Annotated in this window: 21 protein-coding genes; 14 read left to right on the forward strand and 7 right to left on the reverse strand. The window is 70.8% G+C overall.

Going from position 1 to position 23,767, the window contains the following annotated elements; genetic code table 11:
* Nucleotides 1-16: 16 nt before the first annotated feature.
* Nucleotides 17-1,207 (reverse strand): ROK family transcriptional regulator, encoded by a 1,191-nt coding sequence (locus tag BIV04_RS06405; protein WP_071255224.1) that lies wholly within the window; start codon nucleotides 1,205-1,207, stop codon nucleotides 17-19.
* Nucleotides 1,208-1,424: 217 nt separating this feature from the next.
* Here BIV04_RS06405 and BIV04_RS06410 point away from each other — a divergent pair, with 217 nt between their 5' ends.
* From BIV04_RS06410 to BIV04_RS06445, 8 genes are all read left to right on the forward strand, one after another.
* Nucleotides 1,425-2,168: a sugar phosphate isomerase/epimerase gene (locus tag BIV04_RS06410; protein ID WP_143048581.1), complete on the forward strand. Its 744-nt coding sequence runs from the start codon at nucleotides 1,425-1,427 to the stop codon at nucleotides 2,166-2,168.
* Nucleotides 2,165-3,313, forward strand: coding sequence for a Gfo/Idh/MocA family protein (locus BIV04_RS06415; RefSeq protein WP_071255225.1), 1,149 nt, complete (start codon nucleotides 2,165-2,167; stop codon nucleotides 3,311-3,313). Before BIV04_RS06410 ends, BIV04_RS06415 begins: the two co-directional genes overlap by 4 nt.
* 132 nt (nucleotides 3,314-3,445) lie before the next feature.
* On the forward strand, nucleotides 3,446-4,810 hold the full coding sequence (locus BIV04_RS06420) for a sugar ABC transporter substrate-binding protein (RefSeq protein WP_255364182.1): 1,365 nt from the start codon (nucleotides 3,446-3,448) through the stop codon (nucleotides 4,808-4,810).
* A 79-nt stretch (nucleotides 4,811-4,889) separates the two neighbouring features.
* Nucleotides 4,890-5,885, forward strand: coding sequence for a carbohydrate ABC transporter permease (locus BIV04_RS06425; protein WP_083396203.1), 996 nt, complete (start codon nucleotides 4,890-4,892; stop codon nucleotides 5,883-5,885).
* Nucleotides 5,878-6,717, forward strand: coding sequence for a carbohydrate ABC transporter permease (locus BIV04_RS06430; protein ID WP_043592933.1), 840 nt, complete (start codon nucleotides 5,878-5,880; stop codon nucleotides 6,715-6,717). Before BIV04_RS06425 ends, BIV04_RS06430 begins: the two co-directional genes overlap by 8 nt.
* A complete protein-coding gene (locus BIV04_RS06435) occupies nucleotides 6,714-7,886 on the forward strand; it encodes a Gfo/Idh/MocA family protein (RefSeq protein ID WP_369825293.1) in 1,173 nt (390 codons plus the stop codon). The genes BIV04_RS06430 and BIV04_RS06435 overlap by 4 nt, the downstream gene beginning before the upstream one ends.
* A 77-nt stretch (nucleotides 7,887-7,963) precedes the next feature.
* A complete protein-coding gene (locus BIV04_RS06440) occupies nucleotides 7,964-8,977 on the forward strand; it encodes a sugar phosphate isomerase/epimerase (protein ID WP_071255229.1) in 1,014 nt (337 codons plus the stop codon).
* A gap of 15 nt (nucleotides 8,978-8,992) precedes the next feature.
* Nucleotides 8,993-9,958, forward strand: coding sequence for a PD40 domain-containing protein (locus tag BIV04_RS06445; protein WP_071255230.1), 966 nt, complete (start codon nucleotides 8,993-8,995; stop codon nucleotides 9,956-9,958).
* A gap of 31 nt (nucleotides 9,959-9,989) precedes the next feature.
* Here the strand turns inward: BIV04_RS06445 and BIV04_RS06450 are convergent, their stop codons facing one another.
* Nucleotides 9,990-10,658, reverse strand: a complete 669-nt coding sequence (locus BIV04_RS06450; RefSeq protein ID WP_071255354.1) for an ABC transporter ATP-binding protein — start codon at nucleotides 10,656-10,658, stop codon at nucleotides 9,990-9,992.
* A 104-nt stretch (nucleotides 10,659-10,762) separates the two neighbouring features.
* On the reverse strand, nucleotides 10,763-12,322 hold the full coding sequence (locus BIV04_RS06455; protein ID WP_071255231.1) for an ABC transporter permease: 1,560 nt from the start codon (nucleotides 12,320-12,322) through the stop codon (nucleotides 10,763-10,765).
* A gap of 167 nt (nucleotides 12,323-12,489) precedes the next feature.
* On the opposite strand from BIV04_RS06455, the gene BIV04_RS06460 reads away from it, so the two are divergent.
* The 4 genes from BIV04_RS06460 to rplL all read left to right on the forward strand — a co-directional run bounded on the left by BIV04_RS06460 (nucleotide 12,490) and on the right by rplL (nucleotide 16,047).
* Complete coding sequence (locus BIV04_RS06460) at nucleotides 12,490-13,248, forward strand: response regulator transcription factor (RefSeq protein ID WP_056046521.1); 759 nt, start codon at nucleotides 12,490-12,492, stop codon at nucleotides 13,246-13,248.
* Nucleotides 13,245-14,852 (forward strand): HAMP domain-containing sensor histidine kinase, encoded by a 1,608-nt coding sequence (locus BIV04_RS06465; protein ID WP_083396204.1) that lies wholly within the window; start codon nucleotides 13,245-13,247, stop codon nucleotides 14,850-14,852. Before BIV04_RS06460 ends, BIV04_RS06465 begins: the two co-directional genes overlap by 4 nt.
* Nucleotides 14,853-15,098: 246 nt before the next feature.
* Entirely contained in the window at nucleotides 15,099-15,614 is a 516-nt protein-coding gene (gene rplJ, locus BIV04_RS06470; RefSeq protein WP_043592926.1) for a 50S ribosomal protein L10, read from the forward strand.
* 49 nt (nucleotides 15,615-15,663) lie between these two features.
* Nucleotides 15,664-16,047: a 50S ribosomal protein L7/L12 gene (rplL, locus tag BIV04_RS06475; protein ID WP_043592924.1), complete on the forward strand. Its 384-nt coding sequence runs from the start codon at nucleotides 15,664-15,666 to the stop codon at nucleotides 16,045-16,047.
* A gap of 236 nt (nucleotides 16,048-16,283) precedes the next feature.
* Here rplL and BIV04_RS06480 read toward each other — a convergent pair whose 3' ends face one another.
* Together BIV04_RS06480 and BIV04_RS06485 are read right to left on the reverse strand one after the other, a co-directional pair.
* Nucleotides 16,284-17,726, reverse strand: a complete 1,443-nt coding sequence (locus BIV04_RS06480) for an APC family permease (protein ID WP_071255233.1) — start codon at nucleotides 17,724-17,726, stop codon at nucleotides 16,284-16,286.
* A 58-nt stretch (nucleotides 17,727-17,784) separates the two neighbouring features.
* A complete protein-coding gene (locus BIV04_RS06485; protein WP_071255236.1) occupies nucleotides 17,785-19,380 on the reverse strand; it encodes a LuxR C-terminal-related transcriptional regulator in 1,596 nt (531 codons plus the stop codon).
* Nucleotides 19,381-19,656: 276 nt separating this feature from the next.
* On the opposite strand from BIV04_RS06485, the gene BIV04_RS06490 reads away from it, so the two are divergent.
* Entirely contained in the window at nucleotides 19,657-21,531 is a 1,875-nt protein-coding gene (locus tag BIV04_RS06490; RefSeq protein ID WP_055971355.1) for an ABC transporter ATP-binding protein, read from the forward strand.
* Between the two features lie 23 nt (nucleotides 21,532-21,554).
* Here the strand turns inward: BIV04_RS06490 and BIV04_RS06495 are convergent, their stop codons facing one another.
* Both BIV04_RS06495 and BIV04_RS06500 read right to left on the reverse strand, forming a co-directional pair.
* Complete coding sequence (locus BIV04_RS06495) at nucleotides 21,555-22,292, reverse strand: DUF305 domain-containing protein (protein ID WP_255364183.1); 738 nt, start codon at nucleotides 22,290-22,292, stop codon at nucleotides 21,555-21,557.
* Nucleotides 22,289-22,948: a DUF3105 domain-containing protein gene (locus BIV04_RS06500; protein ID WP_071255238.1), complete on the reverse strand. Its 660-nt coding sequence runs from the start codon at nucleotides 22,946-22,948 to the stop codon at nucleotides 22,289-22,291. Before BIV04_RS06500 ends, BIV04_RS06495 begins: the two co-directional genes overlap by 4 nt.
* A 275-nt stretch (nucleotides 22,949-23,223) precedes the next feature.
* Between BIV04_RS06500 and BIV04_RS06505 the strand changes: the two genes are divergently transcribed.
* Nucleotides 23,224-23,767: PLP-dependent cysteine synthase family protein (locus tag BIV04_RS06505; RefSeq protein ID WP_143048587.1), on the forward strand; the 544-nt coding region annotated here is incomplete at its 3' end.

Below are 23,767 nucleotides of genomic sequence, written 5' to 3' on the forward strand. Positions count from 1 at the left end.
CGCCGGGCGTGCGCGCTCAGACGGCGGCGGCGAGCTCGTCGATCGCGGCGGGGGAGAGGGCGTGGTGGATGGCGAGCATGCTCGCCCCCATGAGTCCCGCCCGGTCGCCCGCCCGGGACGGCACGATGCTCAGGTGCTCGGTCGCGAGCGGCATCGAGCGCTGGTAGACGACCTCGCGCACGCCGGCCAGCAGGTGCTCACCGGCCTGCGCCATCGAGCCGCCGATCGCGATGACCGAGGGGTTGATCATGTTGACGCAGGCGGTCAGCACCTCGCCGAGGTCGCGACCCGCCTGCCGCACGGCCTGCACCGCGTCGAGGTTGCCGGTGCGGACGAGCTCGACGACCTGGCGGCCCCCCTCGCAGTCGTGGCCGAGGGCCCGCAGCGAGCGGGCGAGGGCCGGGCCCGAGGCGACGGCCTCGAGGCAGCCGACGTTGCCGCAGTGGCAGACGACGCCGGCCCCGCGGGGGATCTGCACGTGGCCGATGTCGCCCGCGATGCCCTGGGCGCCACGCTGCAGGCGGCCGCCCGAGATGATGCCCGAGCCGATGCCGGTGGCGACCTTGACGAACAGGAAGTGGTCGGTGCCCGGCCACGCGTGGCTGCGCTCGCCCAGGGCCATGATGTTGACGTCGTTGTCGACGAGGACGGGCACGTCGAGGTGACGTCTGACCCACCCCGGCACGTCGAAGCCGTCCCAACCGGGCATGATCGGCGGGTTGACCGGTCGCCCCGTGCTGAACTGCACGGGGCCGGGCAGGCCGATGCCGATGCCGATCAGGTCGTCGCGGGTGCGACCGAGCCGGTCGAGCAGGGCGTCCGCCCCGGTGACCATGCCGCCGAGGGTCGTCTCGGGCCCGTCGGCGATGTCGATCAGGCGACGGTCGCTGGTCAGCTCGACGCCCATCAGGTCGGTCAGGGCGAGGTTGACGTGGCCGGCTCCGAAGTCGGCGGCCAGGACGACGCGGGCCGACGGGACGAGGGCCACGCGCGAGGGAGGGCGACCGCCGGTCGAGACGGCGTCGGCGTAGGGGCCGACGAGACCGAGCTCGGCCAGGACGTCGAGTCGCAGGCCGATGGTCGACCGGGCGAGGCCGGTCATCGCCGCGAGCTCGGCCCGGGTGCGCGGCGCGCCGTCGCGGAGCAGCTGGAAGATCTCGCTGGCTCCCGTGCTGCCGAGGGCGGACGACCGCGTCGTGTCGGACATGGCAGCAGTAAACCACAGCCACCGACGACGGCCGAGAGAACATCGCCGAAAAAACGTCGACTTTTGCTTGCGGGTCGACAGAAGCGGTCCTATGGTGAGTCTCGGTCGACGCCGACCGCCACTCTTCCGGGGGTGACCGGTCGACGGCTCGACCGCTGAGAGTCCCCGACGGTGCCCGTCACCGTCGCACATCCACTCGGAAGAGGAGACACCCCTGGTGACCACCGCAAGCCCGATCTCGGTCCAGCTCTACACGGTCAGAGACGCCATCGCCGCCGACCTGCCCGGCACCCTGAAGCGCATCGCCGACCTCGGCTACACCCAGGTCGAGCCCTACGCCTTCGTCGACCGCGTCGACGAGTACGCCGAGGCCCTTCCGGCCGCCGGGCTCACGGCGCCCAGCGCGCACGTCGGCCTGATCGGCAAGGACCTCGAGCCGATCTTCGCCGCCGCCACCCGTCTCGGCGTCGGCACGATCATCGACCCGCACATCGACGAGACCCGCTGGGTCACCCGGGAGGACGTCGAAGGCATCGCGAAGGAGCTCGGCGAGATCGCCGACGCGGCCGCCGCCCACGACCTCACCATCGGCTACCACAACCACGCCTTCGAGCTCGAGAACCTGATCGACGGCACCCCCGCCCTCGAGGTGTTCGCCGCGGCCCTGCCCGCGAACGTCGTGCTCGAGATCGACACCTACTGGGTCGAGGTCGGCGGCGTCGACGCCGCCGAGCTGCTCGCCCGCCTCGGCGACAAGGTGCAGTTCCTCCACGTGAAGGACGGCCCGAAGAACAAGAACGACGTCGAGCAGGTCGCCGTCGGCCGCGGCTCCATGCCCGTCCGCGACATCCTGCAGGCGGCCCGCCAGGCCACGCCCGTCGTCGAGCTCGACGACCACGCCGGTGACGTCTTCACCGCGCTCGCCGACAGCCTCGAGTTCCTCCAGGGGGTCCGCGCATGAGCGACGTGACCACGGCCTCGCGACCCGCCGTCGCCTCCGACGGCAAGACCGGCCCGGTCGGCGTCGGGGTGATCGGTGCCGGCGTGATCAGCGACCAGTACCTCGGCAACCTCACGCAGTTCCCCGACCTGAAGGTCCTCTTCATCGCGGACATCGACCAGGACCGCGCCGCGGCCCAGGCCGAGAAGTGGGGCGTCCCCGCCAGCGGCACGGTCGACGAGCTGCTCGCCCTCGACGACGTCGAGATCGTCGTCAACCTGACGATCCCGGCGGCCCACGTCGACGTGGCCCTGCAGGCCGTCGCCGCCGGCAAGCACGTCTGGGGCGAGAAGCCCTACGCGCTCGACCGTGAGAGCGGCGCCCGGCTGCTGGCGGCCGCGAAGGAGGCCGGCGTCCGCGTGGCGGTCGCCCCCGACACCTTCCTCGGTGCCGGCCTGCAGACCGGCCTCCGGGTCGTGAAGCGCGGCGACATCGGCACGCCGTTGACCGGTCTCGCGCTCTTCCAGGTGCCCGGGCCCGAGTCGTGGCACCCGAGCCCCGAGTTCCTCTTCGCGTACGGTGCCGGTCCGATGTTCGACGTCGGCCCGTACTACCTGACCACGCTCGTGCAGGTGTTCGGACCCGTCGCGAAGGTCACGGCCACGGCGTCGAAGGCGCGCGACAGCCGCGTCATCGGCTCGGGACCCAAGGCCGGCACGGTCTTCCCGGTCGAGGTGCCGACGCACGTCAGCGCCCTGCTGCAGTTCGAGAGCGGTGCCAGCGCGCAGGCCGTCTTCAGCTTCGACTCGAAACTGGCGCGCGCCGGCTTCGTCGAGATCGCCGGCACCGAGGGCACGGCCGTGTTCCCCGACCCGAACGAGTTCGAGGGCGACACGACGGTCCACACCGGCACCGACGAGCCGGCGGTCGTCGCGGCCACGGGCTCGACCTTCACCCGCGGCACCGGCGTCGCCGAACTCGCCCAGGCGATCCGCGAGGGCCGCCGGGAGCGCGTGCCCGGCGAGCTCGCCTTCCACGTCCTCGACGTCATGGTCTCGCTCGCCGAGTCCGCCGAACGCGACGAGAGCGTCCGCGTCGACTCGACCCTCGAGCCGACGCCCGAACTGCCCGAGAGCTGGGACCCCTCGGTCCCGACCCTCGGCTGACCCGGTGCGGTGCCGGCGCCTCCTCGACGCCGGCACCGCGCCTCCACCCCCGTCCACCCCCGAGCGCACCACCCGCACCACCGGAGTCACCACAGCACCACGAACCCCCTGCACCACCCCTTCCCTCACTCGATGAAGAGAAATCTCGAAGAAGAGACACCAGGAGAAGTCATGCACACCAAGTTCCGTTGGCTCGCCGCACTCGCGGTCGGAGCCCTCTCGGTCGGATCGATGACCGCCTGCAGCGCCTCGGGCGGCAGCGGCGACGCCGACACCATCACCTACTGGGCCAGCAACCAGGCCCCCACGGTCGAGAAGGACGCCGAGATCCTGCAAGAGAGCATCGACCGCTACACCGAGGAGACCGGCGTCAAGGTCGACCTCGAGGTCATCCCGTGGTCGGACCTCTACAACCGCATCCTCACCGCCGTCTCGAGCGGTGAAGGCCCCGACGTCCTCAACATCGGCAACACCTGGGCGGTCTCGCTGCAGTCCAGCGGTGCGTTCGTGCCGTGGGAGGGCGACGCCCTCGAGGCGATCGGCGGCCAGGACCGCTTCGTCCAGTCGAGCTTCGCGACCGGCGGTGCCGAGGGCCAGGCCCCGACGTCGGTGCCGATCTACGGCCTGTCGTACTCGCTGTACTACAACACCGCCATGTTCGAGGCGGCCGGCATCACCACGCCGCCCACCACCTGGGACGAGTTCGTCGAGGACGCCAAGAAGCTGACGGTCGACACCGACGGCGACGGCACGATCGACCAGTGGGGCGTCACGATGGCCGGGTCGAGCATCTCGAACAACGCCCACCAGGCGTTCGTCCGCGGCCTGCAGAACGGCGGCTCGCTGTACGACGACGAGGGCAACCCCGACTTCGGCAACGACGGCGTCGTCACCGGCGTGAAGCAGTGGGTCGACCTGATGGCCGTCGACAAGGTGGTGTCGCCCTCGGACGCCGAGAGCGTGAACGGCTCCGACATGGCCGCGACCTTCGCCGACGGTGGAGCCGCGATGTTCTTCGACCAGGCCCCTGACGCCAACCTCGCGGCGCGGGACTTCACCGGGTACGCGGTGGCACCGGTGCCCATGGAGACCGCCGACGCCACCGGTCTGCTGGGCACCCAGAGCCACGTCGCCGGGATCAACGTCAGTGTGTTCGAGAACTCGGACAACAAGGAGGCGGCAATCGACTTCGTGAAGCACCTCACCAGCGATGACGAGCAGGTCTACCTGAACAAGTCGTTCAGCTCGCTGCCCGTCGTGACCGGTGCCTACGACGACCCGGCGTTCCAGTCCGACACGATCAAGCTGAAGCAGGAGATCCTCGAGGACCACGCCCAGCCCATGCCCCTCTACCCCTCCGAGGGACAGATGGAGACCTTGGTCGGCACCGCGATCAAGAACCTCCTCGCCACCGCAGCCCAGGGCGGTTCCGTCAGCGAGTCCGACGTCAAGTCGGCCCTCGAGGACGCGAACAGCCAGATGAGCTCGGGTCAGTAGCCCGTCCCACCGCCGGTGGCGGGGGCGGTCGGTCCAGCCGACCGGCCGCCCCCGCCGCCCAGGCCCCGAGAGGACCCTCATGACCGTCAACGTCCTGCCCCCCGCCACCGCCGAGAAGGACCTTCCACCCGACCCGCACCAGCAGGCGCCGCTCGAGCCCGCCAAGCGCAAGAAGCACCGCTCGCCGCTCGCCTACTTCCTGGTGGCCCCGGCCGCCCTGGCCGAGCTGCTCGTCCACATCATCCCGATGGTGCTGGGCGTCTGGATCGCGTTCATCACGCTCAACCAGCTCAGCATCGCCAACTGGGTCAACGCGCCCTTCGTCGGCCTGCAGAACTTCGTCACCGCCCTCGACCCGTCCTCGCCCATCGCCGGCCAGCTCTACGGAGCCCTGGGGCGCACGCTGATGTTCACCGTCATCGTGGTGGCCATCGCCTGGAGCATGGGCATGCTGGGCGCCGTGTTGCTGACCAGCTCGTTCAAGGGCCGTGGCATCCTGCGCACGCTCTTCCTGGTGCCCTACGCCCTGCCGTCGTACGTCGGCACCATCGCCTGGGCCTTCATGTTCAACCAGCGCGACGGGGCCATCAACCGCTTCCTGGTGGACGACCTGGGCATCCTGCAGGACCGCCCGTTCTGGCTGCTCGGCGGCAACTCGTTCTGGGCCATCGTCATCGTGACGGCCTGGCAGTTCTGGCCGTTCGCCTTCCTGATGCTGCTCGCCGCGCTGCAGAACATCCCGGGGGACGTCTACGAGGCCGCGAGCCTCGACGGCGCGAGCCTCTGGAAGCAGTTCACGTTGATCACCCTGCCCATGGTCAAGCCGGCCAACGCCGTGCTGCTGCTGATCATGAGCTTGTGGATCTTCAACCAGTTCAACGTGCCCTACGTGCTCTTCGGCCCCGCGTCGCCCGAGCAGGCGACGCTCATCTCGCCGTTGATCTACCAGCAGTCGTTCAACAACTGGAACTTCGGCCTCGGCGGTGCCATGAGCGTGATGCTCCTGGTCGTGCTGCTGATCGCGTCGGCGTTCTACATCCGCATGGTTCTGCCGAAGGGACAACACGATGATTGAGACCCGTGGGTTCAAGGTCTTCCGCTTCTTCGGGCTGGCCTTCCTGTCGCTCGTGGTGGTGGTGCCGCTCTACGTGGTGCTGACCACCTCGATCAAGCCGCTCGCCGACGTGCAGGGCCTGTTCACCTGGATCCCCAGCCGGGTGACGCTCGAACCGTACGTGCAGATCTGGCAGACGGTGCCGCTGGCGTCGTACTTCAAGAACAGCCTGATCGTCACGATCTCGGCCACGGTGCTCTCGGTGGCCATGGCCGTGCTCGCCGCGTACTCGCTGGCCCGCCTGCGGTTCAAGGGGCAGCGCAGCTTCAGCCTGGTCGTGCTGTCGACGCAGATGTTCCCGGGCATCCTGTTCCTGCTGCCGCTGTTCCTGATCTTCGTGCAGATCCAGCGCACGGTCGGCGTGCAGCTGACCGGCAGCTACCTCGGCCTGATCATCACGTACATGACGTTCTCGCTGCCGTTCTCGATCTGGATGCTGACGGGGTACTTCGCCTCGATCCCGAAAGAGCTGGAAGAGGCGTCGATGATCGACGGCACGGGTCGCCTGGGTGCCCTGTTCCGCGTGATCATCCCGGTCGCCAAGCCGGGCATCATCGCCGTCGCGGTCTACGCCTTCATCACGGCCTGGGGCGAGGTGCTCTTCGCCTCGGTGCTCACGAGCAAGGACACCCGCACGCTCTCGATCGGCCTCCGCGCCTACGCCTCGCAGCAGGACGTCTACTGGAACCAGCTCATGGCCGCCTCGGTCGTCGTCTCGCTGCCCGTGCTCATAGGCTTCATGCTCGTGCAGAAACACTTGATCACCGGACTGTCGTCGGGGGCCGTGAAGTGACCGAACCGGCCGTGGCCACGGCGGTGGGGCCGGTGGGCGTCACCGTCGGCCCGGCCGGGCGGGCCGAGCCGAGCCGAGGAGGCGCGGTGGCGGTCGCACCGCTCCGCGTCGGCATCGTGGGCGGCGGCTTCATGGCCCGCGTGCACGCCGGTGCCGCGCGGTCGGCCGGCGCCCTGGTGGTCGCCCTGGCCTCGTCGAGCCCCGCCAGCGCGGCCCGGGCGGCGGCGTCGCTCGGCGTCGACACGGCGCACGAGAGCGTCGACGACCTCGTGACCGACCCCGACGTGGACGTCGTGCACGTCTGCTCGCCCAACGCCACGCACGCACCGGTCGCCCTGGCGGCGCTCGCCGCCGGCAAGCACGTCGTCTGCGAGAAGCCGCTCGCCACCTTGGGCGCCGAGGCCGAGGCCCTGGTCGAGGCCGCCCGGGCCGGGCGGCTCGTCGGTGCCGTGCCCTTCGTCTACCGCTACCACCCGATGGTGCGCGAGGCGCGGGCCCGGGTCGCCGCGGGCGAGGTCGGCCGCGTGCTGAGCGTCCGGGGGTCGTACCTGCAGGACTGGTTGCTCGACAGCGCCGACGTCGACTGGCGGGTCGACTCGGCGGCCGGCGGCCCCTCGAGGGCCTTCGCCGACATCGGCAGCCACCTGGTCGACCTCCTCGAGTTCGTCCTGGGCGACCGGTTGGCGCGGTTGACCTCGACGACCACCACGGTGCACGCCCACCGTGGCGGCTCGTCGGTCGACACCGAGGACGAGGCGGCCGTCGTGTTCGAGACGGCACGGGGGGCGATCGGCACCCTGTTCGTGTCGCAGGTCGCGCCGGGTCGCAAGAACCGCCTCCTGCTCGACCTGTCGGGCACCGCCGAGAGCCTCGAGTTCTCACAAGAAGAACCCGAGACGCTCTGGGTCGGCCGGCGGTCGGGCACGCAGCTCGTGGCGCGTGACGCCGCCGTGCTCGCGCCCGACGCCGCCCGACTGTCGACGGTCCCGGCGGGGCACCCGATGGGCTACGTCGACGCGTTCGCGGGGTTCGTCCGCGACGCGCACGACGCCGTCCGGGGCGGCACCCCCGAGGGACTGCCCACCTTCGTCGACGGCCTGCGCGCCGTGCGGGTGACCGAGGCCGTCCTCGCCTCCGCCGCGTCGCGGAGCTGGGTCGACGTGCCCTGACCCGTCGTCCGTCCGCACCGTCCCGTCCGCACCGTCCTGTCGTCCGTCCGCACCCCCGTCGCCCCGAGAAGGAACCCATGGCCGAGAGCTCCCGCCCCGTCACCCTGTTCACCGGTCAGTGGGCCGACCTGCCCTTCGAGGAGGTCGCGGCGCTCGCGGCCGGCTGGGGCTACGACGGCCTCGAGATCGCGGCGTCGGGCGACCACCTCGACCTCGAGCGTGCCGACCAGGACGACGCGTACCTGCGGTCGCGGCTCGACGTGCTCGAGCGGCACGGCCTGGGGGTCTGGGCGATCTCGAACCACCTGACCGGGCAGGCGGTCTGCGACGACCCGATCGACTTCCGGCACCAGGCGATCGTGCGCCCGTCCACCTGGGGGGACGGCGACCCCGAGGGTGTCCGTCAGCGGGCGGCGGAGGACATGAAACGGGCGGCCCGGGTCGCCCGCAAGATGGGCGTCGACACCGTCGTCGGCTTCACCGGCTCGAAGATCTGGCCCTACGTCGCGATGTTCCCGCCGGTGCCCGCCGCCGTGATCGACGCCGGCTACCAGGACTTCGCCGACCGCTGGAACCCCATCCTCGACGTGTTCGACGCCGAGGGCGTCCGGTTCGCCCACGAGGTGCACCCGAGCGAGATCGCCTACGACCACTGGACGAGCGTGCGGGCGCTCGAGGCCATCGAGCACCGCTCGGCCTTCGGCTTCAACTGGGACCCCTCGCACATGCTCTGGCAGGGCGTCGACACGGTGTCGTTCATCACCGACTTCGCCGACCGGATCTTCCACGTCGACTGTAAGGACACCCGCATCAAGCCCCCCACCGGGCGGTCGGGCGTGCTCGGCTCGCACCTGCCCTGGGGCGACCCGCGTCGCGGCTGGGACTTCGTCTCGACCGGGCACGGCGACATGAACTGGGAGGACGCCTTCCGCGCTCTCGACGCCATCGGCTACGACGGCCCGATCTCGATCGAGTGGGAGGACGCCGGCATGGACCGACTGCACGGCGCCCCCGAGGCGTTGGCCTACATCCGGTCGCTGCTCTGGAAGCGGCCGAGCGCCTCCTTCGACGCCGCCTTCTCGAACCAGTGACGGCAGACTGATCCCATGCCCCGAACCCTGCTGCCCGGCCAACGGAGCCGCCTGCTGGTCGTCGACCCCGCGACAGGCGACGCCGAGGTCGTCCTCGAGAGCGCCCGCGTGCTGGTCGAGGCCCCGAACTGGAGCCCCGACGGCCGCTGGCTCGTCGTCAACGGCGACGGCCTGCTCTGGCGCCTGCCCGCCGACGCGCGTGGCGTCGACGAGACCGCACTCGAGCCGGTGCCGATGGGCGACGTCCCCGAGATCAACAACGACCACGTGATCGTTCCCGACCAGGGCGCCGTGATCGTGAGCGCCCGCGACGGCCACCTGTACGAGGTGCCGTGGGACGGCGTGACCCCGGGCGGCACCGCCCGCCGCGTGACGCGCGACCATCCCGCGGGCCGCAACCACAAGAACTACCTGCACGGCGTCTCGCCCGACGGTGCCACGCTCAGCGTGATCGTCGGCGCCCTGCCGACGCCGGTCGACGATCCGGACGACGAGGAGGCGCGGGCCGGCTGGCGCACGAACGTCGCCCTGGTCTCGCTCGCCGACGGCGCGACCACGCCGGTGACCGACGACGAGCACCCCGAAGACGGGGCCGAGTTCTCGCCCGACGGCGCCTGGTTGTGGGCGAACTCGGAACGCGCCTCCCGAGGGGTGGCCGGTCACGCGCAGCTCTTCCGGAGCCGCCTGGACGGCGGCGACGTCGTGCAGGTGACCGACGACGAGCGGGTCAACTGGTTCCCGCACGTGTCGCCCGACGCCTCGACGTTGCTCTGGGTGTCGTTCGAGCCCGGCACGCTGGGCCACCCCGAGAACCGCGACGTGGTGCTGCGCACCCTGCCCCTCGGTGCGGACGGCCTGCCCGTGCCGGGCCGGGCGCCGCACGACGTGCTCGCGCTCTTCGGCGGGCAGGGCACGATCAACGTGCCCTGCTGGGCCCCGGACTCGACGCGCTTCGCCTGCGCCGACTACCCGCTGGCCTGACGCCCCTCGGTCCGGGCGGGCGGGCGGGCGGTCAGCTCTCGGTGACCTGACCGCCCTTCAGGTGCAGTCGACGTTCGGCCCGCTTCGCCACGGCCGAGTCGTGCGTGACGATGACGAGGGTCAGCCCGCGCTCGCGCCAGACGCCCTCGAGCAGGTCCATGATCTCGTCGCGGGTCGCCTCGTCGAGCGAGCCCGTCGGTTCGTCGGCCAGCAGCACGGTGGGCTCCTTCACCAGGGCCCGCGCGATCGCGACCCGCTGCTGCTGACCGCCCGACAGCTCGGCCGGCAGGTGGTCGGCGCGCTCGGCCAGGCCGACCGACTCGAGTGCGGCCGCCGCACGCCGGCGCCGTTCGTCACGCGGAACCGAGCCGTCGGCGAACGCCGTCTCGACGTTCTCGGCCGCCGTCAGCGTGGGGATCAGGTTAAACCCCTGGAACACGAAGCCGATCTCGCGACCCCGGGCGGCGGCGAGGGCGTGGTCGCCGGCTCTCGAGAGGTCCTTCTCGCCGAGCAGCACGGTGCCGCTCGTCGGCCGGTCGAGGGCGCCGAGCATCTGCAGCAGCGTCGACTTGCCTCCGCCGGTCGGCCCCTGGATCGCGACCATCTGGCCGGCGGGGATCTCGAGCGTGACGCCGGCCAGCGCCGTCACGGTCTTCTTCTTCTGCGAGTACGTCTTGACGACGTCGGTGAGGCGGTACATCGGTCGGGGCCCTTCGGGTGCGTGCGGTGCGGTGGGGGAGTGCTGGTGGGACGAGGAGGCGCGGGTCCCGTCGACCGGGCCGGTCGCGTCGACCTCGACCCGCGTCACGCGACGCTCCGCAGGGCCTCGGCGGGACGCAGCCGCGAGGCCCGCCAGCCGCCGACGGCCCCGGCGAGCAGGCCGCCGAGGACGGCGAGTCCGACGGCGACCAGGATGATCGAGAGCGTGACGGGGGCGTGCAGCGCGATGTCGGTCGTGGCCTGGGCCATCTGCTGACCGAAGCCTCCGCCGGTGCCCGCCGCCGCGCCTCCTTCGACCGCCGAGCCGGCCGCCGCGGTCGCGGCACCGCCGGGCACGCCGCCGGGACCACCGGCCCCGGGGCCCGACGAGGTCGCGGCCGAGGCCGAGAGGGTCGGAGCGATCGCGTTGACGACCACGATGCCGAGCAGGCCGACGGCCACGCCGACGACGCCACCGATCAGGCCCTGGACGAGCGACTCGCCGGCGACCTGACGGGTGATGCGGGCGTTGCTCCAGCCGATCGCCTTGAGCGTGCCGAACTCGCGGGTGCGGCGGCCGACGCCCGAGACGGTGAACAGGACGGCGATGGCGAAGGCCGCGACCAACACGATGACCGAGAGCCAGGTGCCGAGGTTCGAGACCAGGCCCGAGGCGGTCGACAGCGAGCCCGAGACGCTCGACGCGAGGTCGGACTGCGTGCTCACGGTCGCGTCGGGCAGGGCGGCCTCGAGATCGGTCTTCAGCGAGTCGACGTCGCTCGCGCTCGCCGCCGTGACGAAGACGCTGCTGATCTGGCCGGTCAGGCCGCTGACGGCCTGCGCCGTGTCGAGCGGGACGTACGTGTCGCTCGCGGTGGCCGCGTCGGACGAGGTGGACGCCACGACGCCGATCACGGTGAAGTCGGTGCCGCCGATGGTGAGGGTGTCGCCCGTGGTGAGGCCGGCGCTGGTGGCGTAGGCCTGGTCGAGCACGACGACGTCCTTCCCAGCGTCGTCGGCGGTGAAGGTGCGGCCATCCGCCAGGGTCACGCTCGTGAGCGGGCCGACCGCGTCCGCGGTCACGTCGATGCCCTCGACCGCGAACTGGTCGACGTCGAACGAGCTGCCGCCCGCGCCGTCGGCCCCGCCCGTGGGCGGCGCCTGCTGGGCCGTGTCCGTGTCGGTTCCGGTGCCTGAACCCGGGGCCGTGCCCGCGCCTCCGGAACTGCCCTGGGAGAAGTCCGGCAGCGTGCCCGAGAAGCTGGAGTTCTGCAGGCTGAGGGTCGCGGTCGCGGCGGAGACGCCGTCGACGCCCTCGACCGTGGCGAGCGTCGAAGCGTCGAAGGTGGCCGTGCCACGCGCCGCCGAGAGCGTGCTCTGCGAGACCTCGGTGCTGCCGTCTTCCGTGCTGCCGTCGCCCGAGCCGAAGGAGAACTGCTGGCCGGGGCCGCCACCGTCGGTTCCCGGCTCGGCGGTCTGCGTGACGGTCACGTCGGTGCCGACGCCGTAGACGGACTCGAGCACGGACGACTGGGCGTTCCGCACGCCGGCGGCGACGCCGTTGACGATGATGACGAGCGCGATCGCGAGGGCCATGCCGATGGCGATGACGACGGTCTGCTTGCGCCTGTTGCCGAGTTCTCGGCGCAGGTAGGTGAAGAACATGGTGTGGGGGTCTCCTTGGCTGGGGCGGTGCCGGGCCGTCGGGCCTGCCGCCGGAGCGAACCTAGGGACGGCCTCGATGAGGCCGCGATCAGTCGGCTATGAGGCTCGTATGAGAGATGCGCAGCCAGCTCATCGGACGAACACAGTCGGTTCATAGGAATCGCTCGATACTTGGAGAGGTGACCACAACGACCCCCGCCACCGCCTCGGCCCCCCGCCTCACCCGTGCCGACGGAACGCCCCTCCGAGTCCTCGTCGTCGACGACGAGAACAGCCTCACCGACCTGCTCTCGATGGCCCTGCGCTACGAGGGCTGGGACGTCAAGGCGGCCTCCGACGGCCAGGCGGCCCTCGCGACGGCGCGCGAGTTCAAGCCCGACGCGATCGTGCTCGACTGGATGCTGCCCGACATCGACGGCATCCAGGTGCTCGGTCGCCTGCGGTCGAGCGGCGACGACACCCCGATCCTGTTCCTCACCGCGAAGGACAGCGTCGAGGACCGGGTGTCGGGTCTCACCGCCGGCGGCGACGACTACGTCACCAAGCCGTTCTCGCTCGAAGAGGTCGTCGCCCGGCTTCGCGGCCTGATCCGCCGGTCGGCCTCGGCCATCAGCGAGGCGGGCGACTCGCGCATCGTCGTCGGCGACCTCGTGCTCGACGAGGAGAGCTACGAAGTGACGCGGGCCGGTCGCGAGATCGAGCTGACCGCGACCGAGTTCGAGCTGCTGCGCTTCCTGATGCGCAACCCGCGCCGCGTGCTGAGCAAGGCGCAGATCCTCGACCGGGTCTGGAGCTACGACTTCGGCGGCAAGTCCAGCGTCGTCGAGATCTACATCTCGTACCTGCGCAAGAAGATCGACGTCGGCGAAGAGCCCATGATCCACACCGTGCGCGGCGTGGGCTACGTGATCAAGCCCACGTCGTGAGCGATGCCCTGCCCGCCCGGGTGGGCTCGCGCCTGCGCGGCCTCGTGGGCCGGGCGCCCGGTCTCGCCGGGCCGCTCACGCTGCGCAACCGCCTGATCCTCAGCATCGTCGCGCTCGTCGTGCTGCTGACCATCGTGATCGGCTCGGTCAGCGTGATCGTCCTGCAGGCGTCACTGATGCGTCAGCTCGACGACGAACTCGAGGGGGCGACCGGTCGCTCGGTGCCCATGGTGAACGCCCAGGGCTCGACGACCCGGCCGTACCTGACGCCCGACGGCGACGACCTGTCGGGCCCGCGGCAGTCGCCCGGCACCTTCACGGCCGTCGTCGTCAACGGGTCGGTCGTGGCGGCTTACCGGGTCGAGCAGTCGGGGCGGGTCGTCTCGCCTCGCCTGACCGACGACCTCACGTCGGTCGTGACGACGGTCGCCGGCTCGACGACTCCCGAGACCGTCTCGCTCGGATCGGCCCTGGGCTCGTACCGGGTGGAGTCCCTCGCGGTCGGCTACCAGACGACGACGACGTCGGGCTCGGTCGCCACGACGCCGGCCTACCTCGTCGTGGGTCTGCCGACGAGCAGCGTCGACCGCACCATCACGGTCATGGTGATCACCATCCTCGCCGTGACCCTCATCGGCCTCGCCATCGCGATCGCCGTGGCCTACGGCGTCGTGCGCAGCGCCCTCCGACCGCTCGAGCGCATGTCCGACACGGCGCTGCGGGTCGCCGAGCTGCCGCTGGACCGCGGCGAGGTGGCGCTGGCCGAACGCGTCGACGAGGCCGACGCCGACACCCGCACCGAGGTGGGCCGCGTCGGTGCCTCGCTCAACCGCATGCTGGGCCACGTGGCGGGGGCCCTCGAGGCCCGTCAGCAGAGCGAGAACAAGGTGCGGCAGTTCGTCGCCGACGCCTCGCACGAGCTGCGGACCCCGCTCGCGTCGGTCCGCGGCTACGCCGAGCTGACCCGCCGCATGAACACCGGACTGCCCGACGACGTGGTCTACGCCATGGGCCGCATCGAGTCGGAGTCGCTGCGGATGACCTCGCTCGTCGAGGACCTCCTGCTGCTCGCCCGCCTCGACGAGGGGCGCGACCTCGTCACGGGCGACGTGGACCTCACCCGGGTCGTGCTCGACACGGTCAACGACGCCCACGTGGCCGGCCCCACGCACGACGTCGACGTGTACGTGCCCGACGAGCCGGTGACCGTGTCGGGCGACGCCATGCGCCTGCACCAGATCGTCGCGAACCTGTTGACGAACGTGCGCACACACACGCCCGACGGCACGCACGTGCACGTCTCGCTCACGGTCGACGACGCGTCCGGGCAGGCCGTCGTCTCGGTCGCCGACGACGGGCCGGGCATCGACCCGGCCGTGCTGCCGGTGCTGTTCGAACGGTTCGCCCGCGCCGACAGCTCGCGGTCGCGGAAGGCCGGCTCGACGGGCCTCGGCCTCGCGATCGTGCAGGCCGTCGTCCACTCCCACGGGGGGACCGTCGACGTCGCCAGCTCGGACGACGGGGCCACCTTCACCGTCCGTCTGCCGCTCGCGACGCCCGTCGTCGCCCCCGACCGGGATGCCGAGGAGGCGCGACTTGCGTGAGCGCGCCTCCTGCGTCTATTCTGATCGAAGCCCAAGACCGCCGGTTGTACTCGTCTGATCGCAGACGGGTGCCGAAGGTTCTCGAGAGAGAGCGTCCAGCGCAGGTGTGTGAAGTCGTTCCTCTTCTCGAAGAGATCCAGCTCCGTGCGCTTGCGCCGGAGCTTTTTTCATCGGTGCGGCACCGGTCTCGGTGCGGCCGAGTCGAGTGCCCGGGGGCTGCTGGCACACCCACGTTTTAGGAGAGCCATGGCGAACAAGGAAGCATCGGTCGCCGAGCTCACGGACAACTTCCGTGACTCGACCGCCGTTCTGCTCACCGAGTACCGCGGTCTCACTGTTGCCGAGCTGAAAGAGCTCCGCAAGTCCATCAGTGCAGACGCGACGTACGCCGTGGTGAAGAACACGCTCAGCAAGATCGCGGCCAACAACGCCGGAATCAGCTCGTTCGACGACGAACTCGTCGGACCGTCTGCGATCGCCTTCGTGCACGGTGACCCTGTCGCCGTCGCCAAGAGCCTGCGTGACTTCGCCAAGGCACACCCCGCTCTGATCGTGAAGAACGGTTACTTCGACGGTAACCCGCTCACGGCAGACGAGGTCAAGCAGCTCGCCGATCTCGAATCCCGAGAGGTGCTGCTGGGCAAACTGGCCGGCGCCTTCAAGGCTTCGCTGTTCGGTGCTGCCTACCTGTTCCAGGCACCGCTGTCCCAGGCCGTTCGCACGGTCGAGGCGCTGCGTGCCAAGCAGGAAGCCGACAGCTAAAAAGCTGTCGTACCAACCCACACTTTAGAAAACCCATAAGGAGAACACCATGGCGAAGCTCACGCAGGACGAACTGATCGAGGCCTTCAAGGAGCTCACGCTCATCGAGCTCAGCGACTTCGTGAAGAAGTTCGAAGAGGTCTTCGAGGTCACCGCTGCTGCCCCCGTGGCCGCTGCCGGTGCCGCCGGCCCCGCCGCCGCTGCTGAAGAGGTCGAAGAGCAGACCGCCTTCGACGTCGTGCTCGAGGCTGCCGGTGACAAGAAGATCCAGGTCATCAAAGAGGTCCGCGCGCTCACGAGCCTCGGTCTCGGCGAGGCCAAGGCCGTCGTCGACGGTGCCCCCAGCACCGTCCTCGAGGGCGCTTCGAAGGAGGCCGCCGACAAGGCCAAGGCTCAGCTCGAGGCCGCCGGCGCGACGATCACCCTCAAGTAGTCGGCGGGCCCTCGCGGCCCTCGGCGCTTGAGCGGCACGTCTGCTCAGCACCATTCGGAAGGCGCCACCCCTCGGGGTGGCGCCTTTCGGCGTTCCCGGTGGTGCTGCAGAGGTGCGCCGCCGGTCCGTCGCGACCCGCGCCTCCTCGGGGGTCCGGCGGGTTCCCGTCGTCCTCGGCGAGTCGGCACCGACTCGCCGCAGGTGACGCGAACCCGCCGATCACGCGACGACGGCGGTCAGGAGGCGCGGGCCAGGACCGAGTGCCGGCGACCGTAACCGAGGTACACCGCGGTGCCCACGGCCATCCAGACGGCGAAGGCCGCCCAGGTGACCCACCCGAGCGTCACCATGAGCAGGACACAGAAGGCGCAGCCGAGGATCGGGGTCAGCGGGTACAGCGGCACCTTGTAGGTCCGGTCGAGTTCGGGCCGGTTGCGCCGAAGCCAGATGACAGACACGTTGACCAAGGCGAAGGCGAAGAGCGTGCCGATGCTCGTCGCGTCGGCGAGGGCGCCGAGGGGGATCACGGCGGCGGCCACGGCCACCGCTCCGCCGACGATCAGGGTGCCGGCGACGGGGGTCTGCGTCCGCGCCGAGACGCGGCCGAGGACGCGGGGCACGAGGCCGTCCCGGGCCATCGAGACGAAGATGCGCGTCTGACCGTAGAGCACCGTGAGCACGACGCTCGCGATCGCGGCCACGGCGGTGACGGCGAAGAGGAAGGCGACCCACGGTTGCCCCGTGATGTCGGCGACGATCGTGACGAGGGTCGCCTCGCCGTCGGTGAAGCTCGTCCACGGGCGCGCGCCGATCGCGGCGACGGCCACGAGGATGTACAGCACCGTGATGATCACGATCGAGGCGATGATGGCGCGCGGCAGGTCGCGCTTCGCGTCGCGGGCCTCTTCGCCGGCCGTGGACGCCGCGTCGAAACCGATGTACGAGAAGAACAACCGGGAGGCGGCGGCCGAGACGCCGGCCGCGCCCATCGGTGCCAGCGGCTCGAAGTTGCCGACGCTGAAGGCCGTGAAGGCGACGGCGACGAAGAACACGAGCAGCGCCACCTTCACGACGACGAGCAGCGTGTTGACCCAGGCGCTCTCGCGGGCGCCCGGCACCAGCACGAGGGTGGCGAGCAGGACGAGCACCGCCGCGGGCAGGTTGAGCACGCCACCGGCGCCCGGGGGCTCGGCGATCGCGGCCGGCAGGGCGAGCCCGAACACGTCGAGGGCCTCGTTCACGTACTGGCCCGCACCGACCGCGACGGCCGCGACCGAGACGGCGTACTCGAGCACGAGGCACCACCCGCAGACCCAGGCGATGCCCTCGCCGAGCGTCGCGTACGCGTACGAGTAGCTCGAGCCCGACACGGGCACGCTGCCCGCCATCTCGGCGTACGACAGGGCCGACAGCAGGGCCGCGACGCCCGCGAGCACGAACGAGATCCAGACCGCGGGGCCGGCCAGCGGGACGGCCGTGCCGAGCACGACCAGGATGCCCGTGCCGAGGGTCGCACCGATGCTGATCGCCGTGAGGTGCCAGACGCCCAGGGTGCGGCGCAGACGGGGTCCGCCGTCGACGGCGGCCTCGCTCTCGGCGACGTACGCCTCGAGGGGTTTGCGCGCCCTCAGCTGGGCGACGAGGGACGGGCGGGACGTGACGCGGGACTCGTGGGGCACCGCGAGAGGCTACCGTACGGCCGGCACCGCGCCTCCTCGTCGCCTGACGCCTCGGCGCCTAGTCGTCGAGGTCGAGGCCGAGCTGCTTGACGCGGGTCATCGCCTCGCGGCGGGACGACGCCTGGAGCTTGCGGTAGATGCTGCGGACGTGGCTCTTGACCGTGTTGACCGAGATGAACAGCTGGCTGCCGATCTGGCCGAGGGTTTGGCCCGTGGCCAGGTGTCGGACGATGACGAGCTCACGGTCGCTCAAGGGCTCGGCGAGCTGCGGCACGACGTCCGCCGACGTGCCGCGCAGGCGGTCGAGCACCCCGACGATGGTCGGCGGCTGCCGACGGCCGACGGCGCGCTGCACGAGGTGTTCGAGGACGTCCTCGGGCAGGGTGGCGAAGAGCCAGATCGACCCGTTGTGGCCAGCGCTCAGCAACGCCCGGTCGAAGGCGATGTCGCTGTGCGGGCCGTCGCCGAGGGCGAGGTGTGCGGCGGCCTGGAGTGCGTGCACCTGGCCCATGGTGCGCTCGCTGTGCAGGTCGCCGATGGCGAGACACTGTTCGAGCGCCTCGAGGGCGTCCTCGGGCTCGCCCGCGGCGAGGTGCACCAGGGCGAGCACGCGAGCGGGACAGCGGATGTGGTGGTGCGAAGGTGTCACCGACGAGGCCAGTCGGCGGGCCTCGTGGGGCTGCCCGAGCAGGCGCATGGTCTCGGCCCGCATCACGACGGCCGACTCGGTCAGGGCGCTGTGCCCGGTGAAGCCGTCGATGGTGCGGGTGATCCGGGCCAGCAGGTCGAGCACCTCGATGTGGCGGCTCTCGGCCAGCAGCACGTGTGCTTCGGCGAACAGGCCGAGCGCCTCCCAGTCGCTGCCGCGCGACGCCTGGCGGACGTCGGCGAGCAGGCCTTCGTGGCCGCCCACGGCCTCGCCGCGTTCGAGGGCGAGGTGCACGCGGGTGATCTGGGTCAGGGCACCGAACGAGCTGCCCAGCAGGTCGGTGCCGTCGGCGAGCTCGCGGGCGAGGTCGACGTGGCGATCGGCGAGGTCGAAGTCGCCGATCAGCATCGCGACGAAGGCGAGGGCCGAAAGGCACTCGACGCGCTCGGCGGTGCTGAGGTGGTCCTCGCCGAGACCGTTGGCGAGGCTCAGGGCGAAGCGGGCCTGGTCGATCTCGCCGTAGTGCAGGCGGATCAGGCCGAGCTGCAGCGAGAACGAGGCGCTGAGCGAGATGCGCACGCTGATCGACTCGGCCAGGTCGTTCTCGATGAGGGTCCGGGCGACTTCGAGGTGCTCGTGGGCCACGACGAAGTTGCCGAGGGTGCGCAGGGACGCGCCGAGGTGGACGTGGTAGCCCGCCCGGATGTCGAGCGGCAGGTCGGGGTCGGCGTCGAGCGCCTTGGCGACGCCGCGGAACCAGGGCAGGGCGGCACTGCGCGAGCGGGAGCCGACCGAGCGGTGGCTCGCGGCCAGGGCGAGCAGGATGCGGGGTCGTCCGCGCCACTCCTCTTCGGGCGTCGAGCGGATGGCCTCGCGCAGGCGTGCTCCCTGCAGGGGCGCGATCTGGGTCCAGCCCTGTTCGATGGCGTCGAGAGCAGCCCGGTGGTCGGCGGGCTGCAGTTCGGCACTCGGCGGTTCGACGGCCGTGGGGTTCGACGTGTTCACGATGGTCCTAGCTCCGCCGCTTCGGGAGGCTCTCCCGTCGGGTAGGGGGAGCGCGGCTGCCGGAGCCTGGTCAGGTGCACCGACACCGCCATACTAAACTGAGAGATCATTCCGTCGTATGGTCTGTCGGGCATTGCGCCCACAACTGGGGGACGAACGGTCGTTCTACGGCGTGTCGCGGCGTGTCTCGACGGTCCCGTGGCGATTTCTTGCAGGCACTGACTCGAACGCCGGCGACGGGCCACCCGTGACGGTGGTCAGGCCTACGCTGACCGGATGAGCTCGATGCACGCCCCCGCAGGCGGTCCCCGTGGCGGGGGCCGCCCGGGTGGTTCCGGTCGGGTGTCGAGCGGCGACGCCGACGCCCAGCGCGCGGCGAACGCCACGGCGCCGCGCATCCCCGACCTGCTCGGTCGCATCCGAGGCTTGTTCGTCCCGCACAAGCGGGCCCTCGTCGTCACCGTGGTGCTGGTCCTGATCGGCGCCGCCATCAGCGTGGCTCCGCCGTTGCTCACCAAGCAGGCGTTCGACCGGGGGCTGTTCCCGCCGGGCGGCCCCGACGTGCCCGTGCTGCTCGAGCTGGTGGGCGCCATGGTGGGGCTGTGGGTGCTGTCGGCCGGCATCGGCGTCTGGCAGACGTACCTGACGGCCACGGTCGGCAACAAAGTCATGGGTGCGTTGCGCATCCGCCTCTTCGGGCACCTGCAGCGCATGGAGCTCGCGTTCTTCACCCGCACCAAGACCGGGGTCATCCAGTCCCGGCTGCAGAACGACGTCGGTGGCGTCGCGAACGTGCTCAGCAACACCATCTCGAGCGTCCTGGGCAACACCGTCACGGTCATCGCGGCCTTCGTGTCCATGCTCGTGCTCAGCTGGCAGATGACCGTCGTCACGGTGATCCTGCTGCCGCTGCTCGTGGTGGCCCAGCGTCGGGTGGGCCAGGTGCGTGCCCGCATCGCCACCAAGACGCAAGAGTCCCTCAGCGACATGACCGCCATCACGCAAGAAGCGTTGAGCGTCAGTGGCATCCTGCTCGCCAAGAGCTTCAACCAGCAGCACGCCGAGGTCGAGCGCTACGCCGCCGAGAACCGCACGCAGATCGGGCTGCAGGTGCGTCAGCAGATGAGCGGGCAGTGGTTCTTCGCCGTCGTCCAGATCTTCCTCTCGGTCATCCCCGCCCTCATCTACCTCGTCGCGGCCTGGCTGATCCTCCGCGACGTGCCGGTGACCGCGGGCACGATCGTGGCCTTCACGACGGTCCAGGCCCGGTTGACCTTCCCGCTCATGGGCCTGCTGCGGGTGGCCCTCGACCTGCAGACCTCCGGGGCGCTCTTCGCGCGCATCTTCGAGTACCTCGACCTCCACCCGGCGATCACGAACGACCCGTCGGCCGAGACCGTCGACGAGACGCAGCTCGGCCGGGTCGAGTTCGACGACGTCTCGTTCTCGTATCCCGACGCCGAGCCCGGGCAGAAGACCCTCGACGGCGTCTCGTTCGACATCGCGCCCGGCCAGTTCGCCGCCTTCGTCGGCCCGAGCGGTGCCGGCAAGACGACCGTGTCGTACCTGATCCCACGGTTCTACGAGGCGTCCGGCGGTGCGGTCCGCTTCGCGGGCACCGACGTCCGGCGGCTCGACCAAGAGTCGCTGGTCGGCAACATCGGCATCGTCAGCCAAGAGACCTATCTGTTCCACGCCAGTATCGGCGACAACCTCCGCTACGCACGACCCGACGCGACCGACGAGCAACTGGTCGACGCGGCCCGGCAGGCCAACATCCACGAGACCATCGCGTCGTTCCCCGACGGCTACGACACGATCGTCGGCGAGCGGGGCTATCGCCTCTCGGGCGGCGAGAAGCAACGCATCGCCATCGCCCGCGTCCTGCTGAAAGACCCGGCGGTGATGGTCCTCGACGAGGCGACGAGCGCCCTCGACACGGTGTCCGAGCGCGTGGTGCAAGAAGCGCTCGACACGGCGACCCGCGGTCGGACGACGATCGCGATCGCGCACCGCCTCTCGACCGTCCGCGACGCCGACGTCGTGTTCGTCGTCGTGGCCGGCCGCGTCGTCGAGCGGGGCACGCACGACGAGCTGCTCGCGCTCGGCGGGGTCTACGCCGAGCTCTACGGGCAGCAAGTCTCGGCGTAGGTCGTGGCGGTCCGGGCGTCCCGTCAGCCGCGCTCGGCGAGCATCGCCTGCATGGCGTCGACCTCGCTCTGCTGCGTCTGCACCATGCCCGAGGCGAAGGCGCGCACCTGCGGCACCTCGCTGCGTGCCAGGATCGCGTCCGCCATCTCGATGCCGCCCTGGTGATGCGCGATCATCAGCGTCAGGAAGAGCCGCTCGGCCTCGACGCCGCGGGCGGAGTCCAGGGCCGCGAGCTGCTCGTCGGTTGCCAGCCCCGGCATGCGGCCGCCGGGTTCGTGGGTGGCGACCGGCGTGGCCGGGCCACTCGCGCCTCCGTCGTCGGTCATGTGGTGGCTGCCGTAGTCGCCGTCGAGGGTCGGGCGGGTCATCCAGGTCATGGTCGGCTCGGCGGGTGCCTGCGGCAGCCGCCACAGCTCGAGCCAGGCGTACATCTGGCCGGCCTGCTGCGACTGCGTCAGGGCCATGTCGTAGGCCATCGAGCGCACCTCGGGGTCGTCGGTCCGGTCGCGGACCATCATCGCCATCTGCACGGCCTGCTCGTGGTGCACCTGCATGTCGCGCGAGAACCCCGCCTCGACGCTGTCCGTGCCGGGCGTGACCGGGTTGGGCGAGCTGAGTCGGCCGAGGGCGACGCCCACCAGCAGCACGATCGCCACGGTCAGGACCCCCGCGATCAGCAGCCGCAGCCGACGACCCGAGGAGGGGCGGTGCGGCGCCGCCCCGTCGGTCACGTCGACGTCGTCACGCCCCGAGGCGGTCACGCGATCTTGCCGGTGCCGTCCACGCCGCCGGTGCAGGGTGCCCCGGGCTCGGGCGCGTTCGTGGACTTCCAGTACTTGGTGACGAAGTCCGACACGGTGGCCTCGTCGTCGGACACGTTCGCGAAGGGCAGCTGGGCGCCCCAGGCCGAGACGTACATGGGGGAGTCGAGACCCTCGTAGGGCGAGACGACCGCGTAGGTGTCGGGGGCGAATTCGCGCAGCGCCTCGATCTCGCTCTCGCTGACCTGCTCGGGGTCGTAGGTGAACCAGATCGCCCCGTGCTCGAGGTCGTGGACGGCGTTCTCGTTCGGCACGGGTTCGGTGTAGACGCCGCAGTTCAACCAGATCTGGTTGTGGTCGCCACCGGCGGGAGGGGTCATCGCGTAGTCGACGCTGCCGCCGACGTGGTTCGCGGTGAGGTCGGAGTAGGTCTTCACGCCGTCGATCTCGATGGCCTGGGGGTCTTGTCGCGGCTGGCCGCTCGTCACGACGAAGGTGACGACCAGCGCGATCGCCGCCGCGCCCGCGACCGAGGCGGTGACGATGCCGATGGTGCGGTTGCGCTTCGCCCGGGCCTGCTGCCGTTTGAGTTCGGCGACCTTCTCCTGACGTCGGGCGTCGCGCTGCTGCTTGACGGTGGGCTTGTCGTCTGCCACGTGGGGAGTCCTGTCGTCCGGGGGATCGATCGGGGCGATCGGTCGAGATCGGGGATGCGTCACCAGTTCTCTCACGGATTACTGGGAGGTCCTCAATATCCTGCACGATCTGCACGATCTGCACGATCTGCACGATCTGCACGTCGAGGGGCTCGTCCCGCCCCGTAACACGCCAGGGTGCGTCGTTAGACTCGGCCGACGGCGTCGCCACCCGACACCGCCCCTCCCGTCACCCGATCCGCGCCCCACGACGCCGCGCAGAAACCGGAGCACCCGTGAAGTACGCCGAGACCGTCCTCGACCTGATCGGTGACACGCCGCTCGTCAAGCTGAACAAGGTGACCGAGGGCATCACGGCGACCGTGCTCGTCAAGGTCGAGTACGTCAACCCGGGCGGCTCGTCGAAGGACCGCATCGCGACGCGCATCATCGACGCGGCCGAACGCGAGGGCCTCCTGAAGCCCGGGGGCACCATCGTCGAGCCGACCAGCGGCAACACCGGCGTGGGCCTGGCCCTCGTCGCCCAGCAGCGTGGTTACCGTTGCGTCTTCGTCCTGCCCGACAAGGTCGGCGACGACAAGCGCAACGTGCTCAAGGCCTACGGCGCCGAGATCGTCGTCACGCCCACCGCCGTCGAGCCGACCAGCCCCGAGTCGTACTACAGCGTCTCGGACCGCCTGGCGCGCGAGATCCCCGGGGCGTTCAAGCCGAACCAGTACGCCAACCCCAACGGCCCGCTCAGCCACTACGAGACGACGGGTCCCGAGATCTGGCGCGACACCGACGGTCGCATCACGCACTTCGTCGCGGGCGTCGGCA

This window comes from Frigoribacterium sp. MCBA15_019, assembly GCF_001864945.1.
Taxonomy (GTDB): domain Bacteria; phylum Actinomycetota; class Actinomycetes; order Actinomycetales; family Microbacteriaceae; genus Frigoribacterium.

Excerpts from the sequence above, each read along its gene's own strand:
- BIV04_RS06405 (WP_071255224.1), bottom strand. The coding sequence starts at position 1,207 with ATGTCCGACACGACGCGGTCGTCCGCCCTCGGCAGCACGGGAGCCAGC.
- BIV04_RS06415 (WP_071255225.1), top strand. The coding sequence starts at position 2,165 with ATGAGCGACGTGACCACGGCCTCGCGACCCGCCGTCGCCTCCGACGGC.
- BIV04_RS06420 (WP_255364182.1), top strand. The coding sequence starts at position 3,446 with ATGAAGAGAAATCTCGAAGAAGAGACACCAGGAGAAGTCATGCACACC.
- BIV04_RS06425 (WP_083396203.1), top strand. The coding sequence starts at position 4,890 with ATGACCGTCAACGTCCTGCCCCCCGCCACCGCCGAGAAGGACCTTCCA.
- BIV04_RS06430 (WP_043592933.1), top strand. The coding sequence starts at position 5,878 with ATGATTGAGACCCGTGGGTTCAAGGTCTTCCGCTTCTTCGGGCTGGCC.
- BIV04_RS06440 (WP_071255229.1), top strand. The coding sequence starts at position 7,964 with ATGGCCGAGAGCTCCCGCCCCGTCACCCTGTTCACCGGTCAGTGGGCC.
- BIV04_RS06445 (WP_071255230.1), top strand. The coding sequence starts at position 8,993 with ATGCCCCGAACCCTGCTGCCCGGCCAACGGAGCCGCCTGCTGGTCGTC.
- BIV04_RS06450 (WP_071255354.1), bottom strand. The coding sequence starts at position 10,658 with ATGTACCGCCTCACCGACGTCGTCAAGACGTACTCGCAGAAGAAGAAG.
- BIV04_RS06455 (WP_071255231.1), bottom strand. The coding sequence starts at position 12,322 with ATGTTCTTCACCTACCTGCGCCGAGAACTCGGCAACAGGCGCAAGCAG.
- rplJ (WP_043592926.1), top strand. The coding sequence starts at position 15,099 with ATGGCGAACAAGGAAGCATCGGTCGCCGAGCTCACGGACAACTTCCGT.
- rplL (WP_043592924.1), top strand. The coding sequence starts at position 15,664 with ATGGCGAAGCTCACGCAGGACGAACTGATCGAGGCCTTCAAGGAGCTC.
- BIV04_RS06490 (WP_055971355.1), top strand. The coding sequence starts at position 19,657 with ATGAGCTCGATGCACGCCCCCGCAGGCGGTCCCCGTGGCGGGGGCCGC.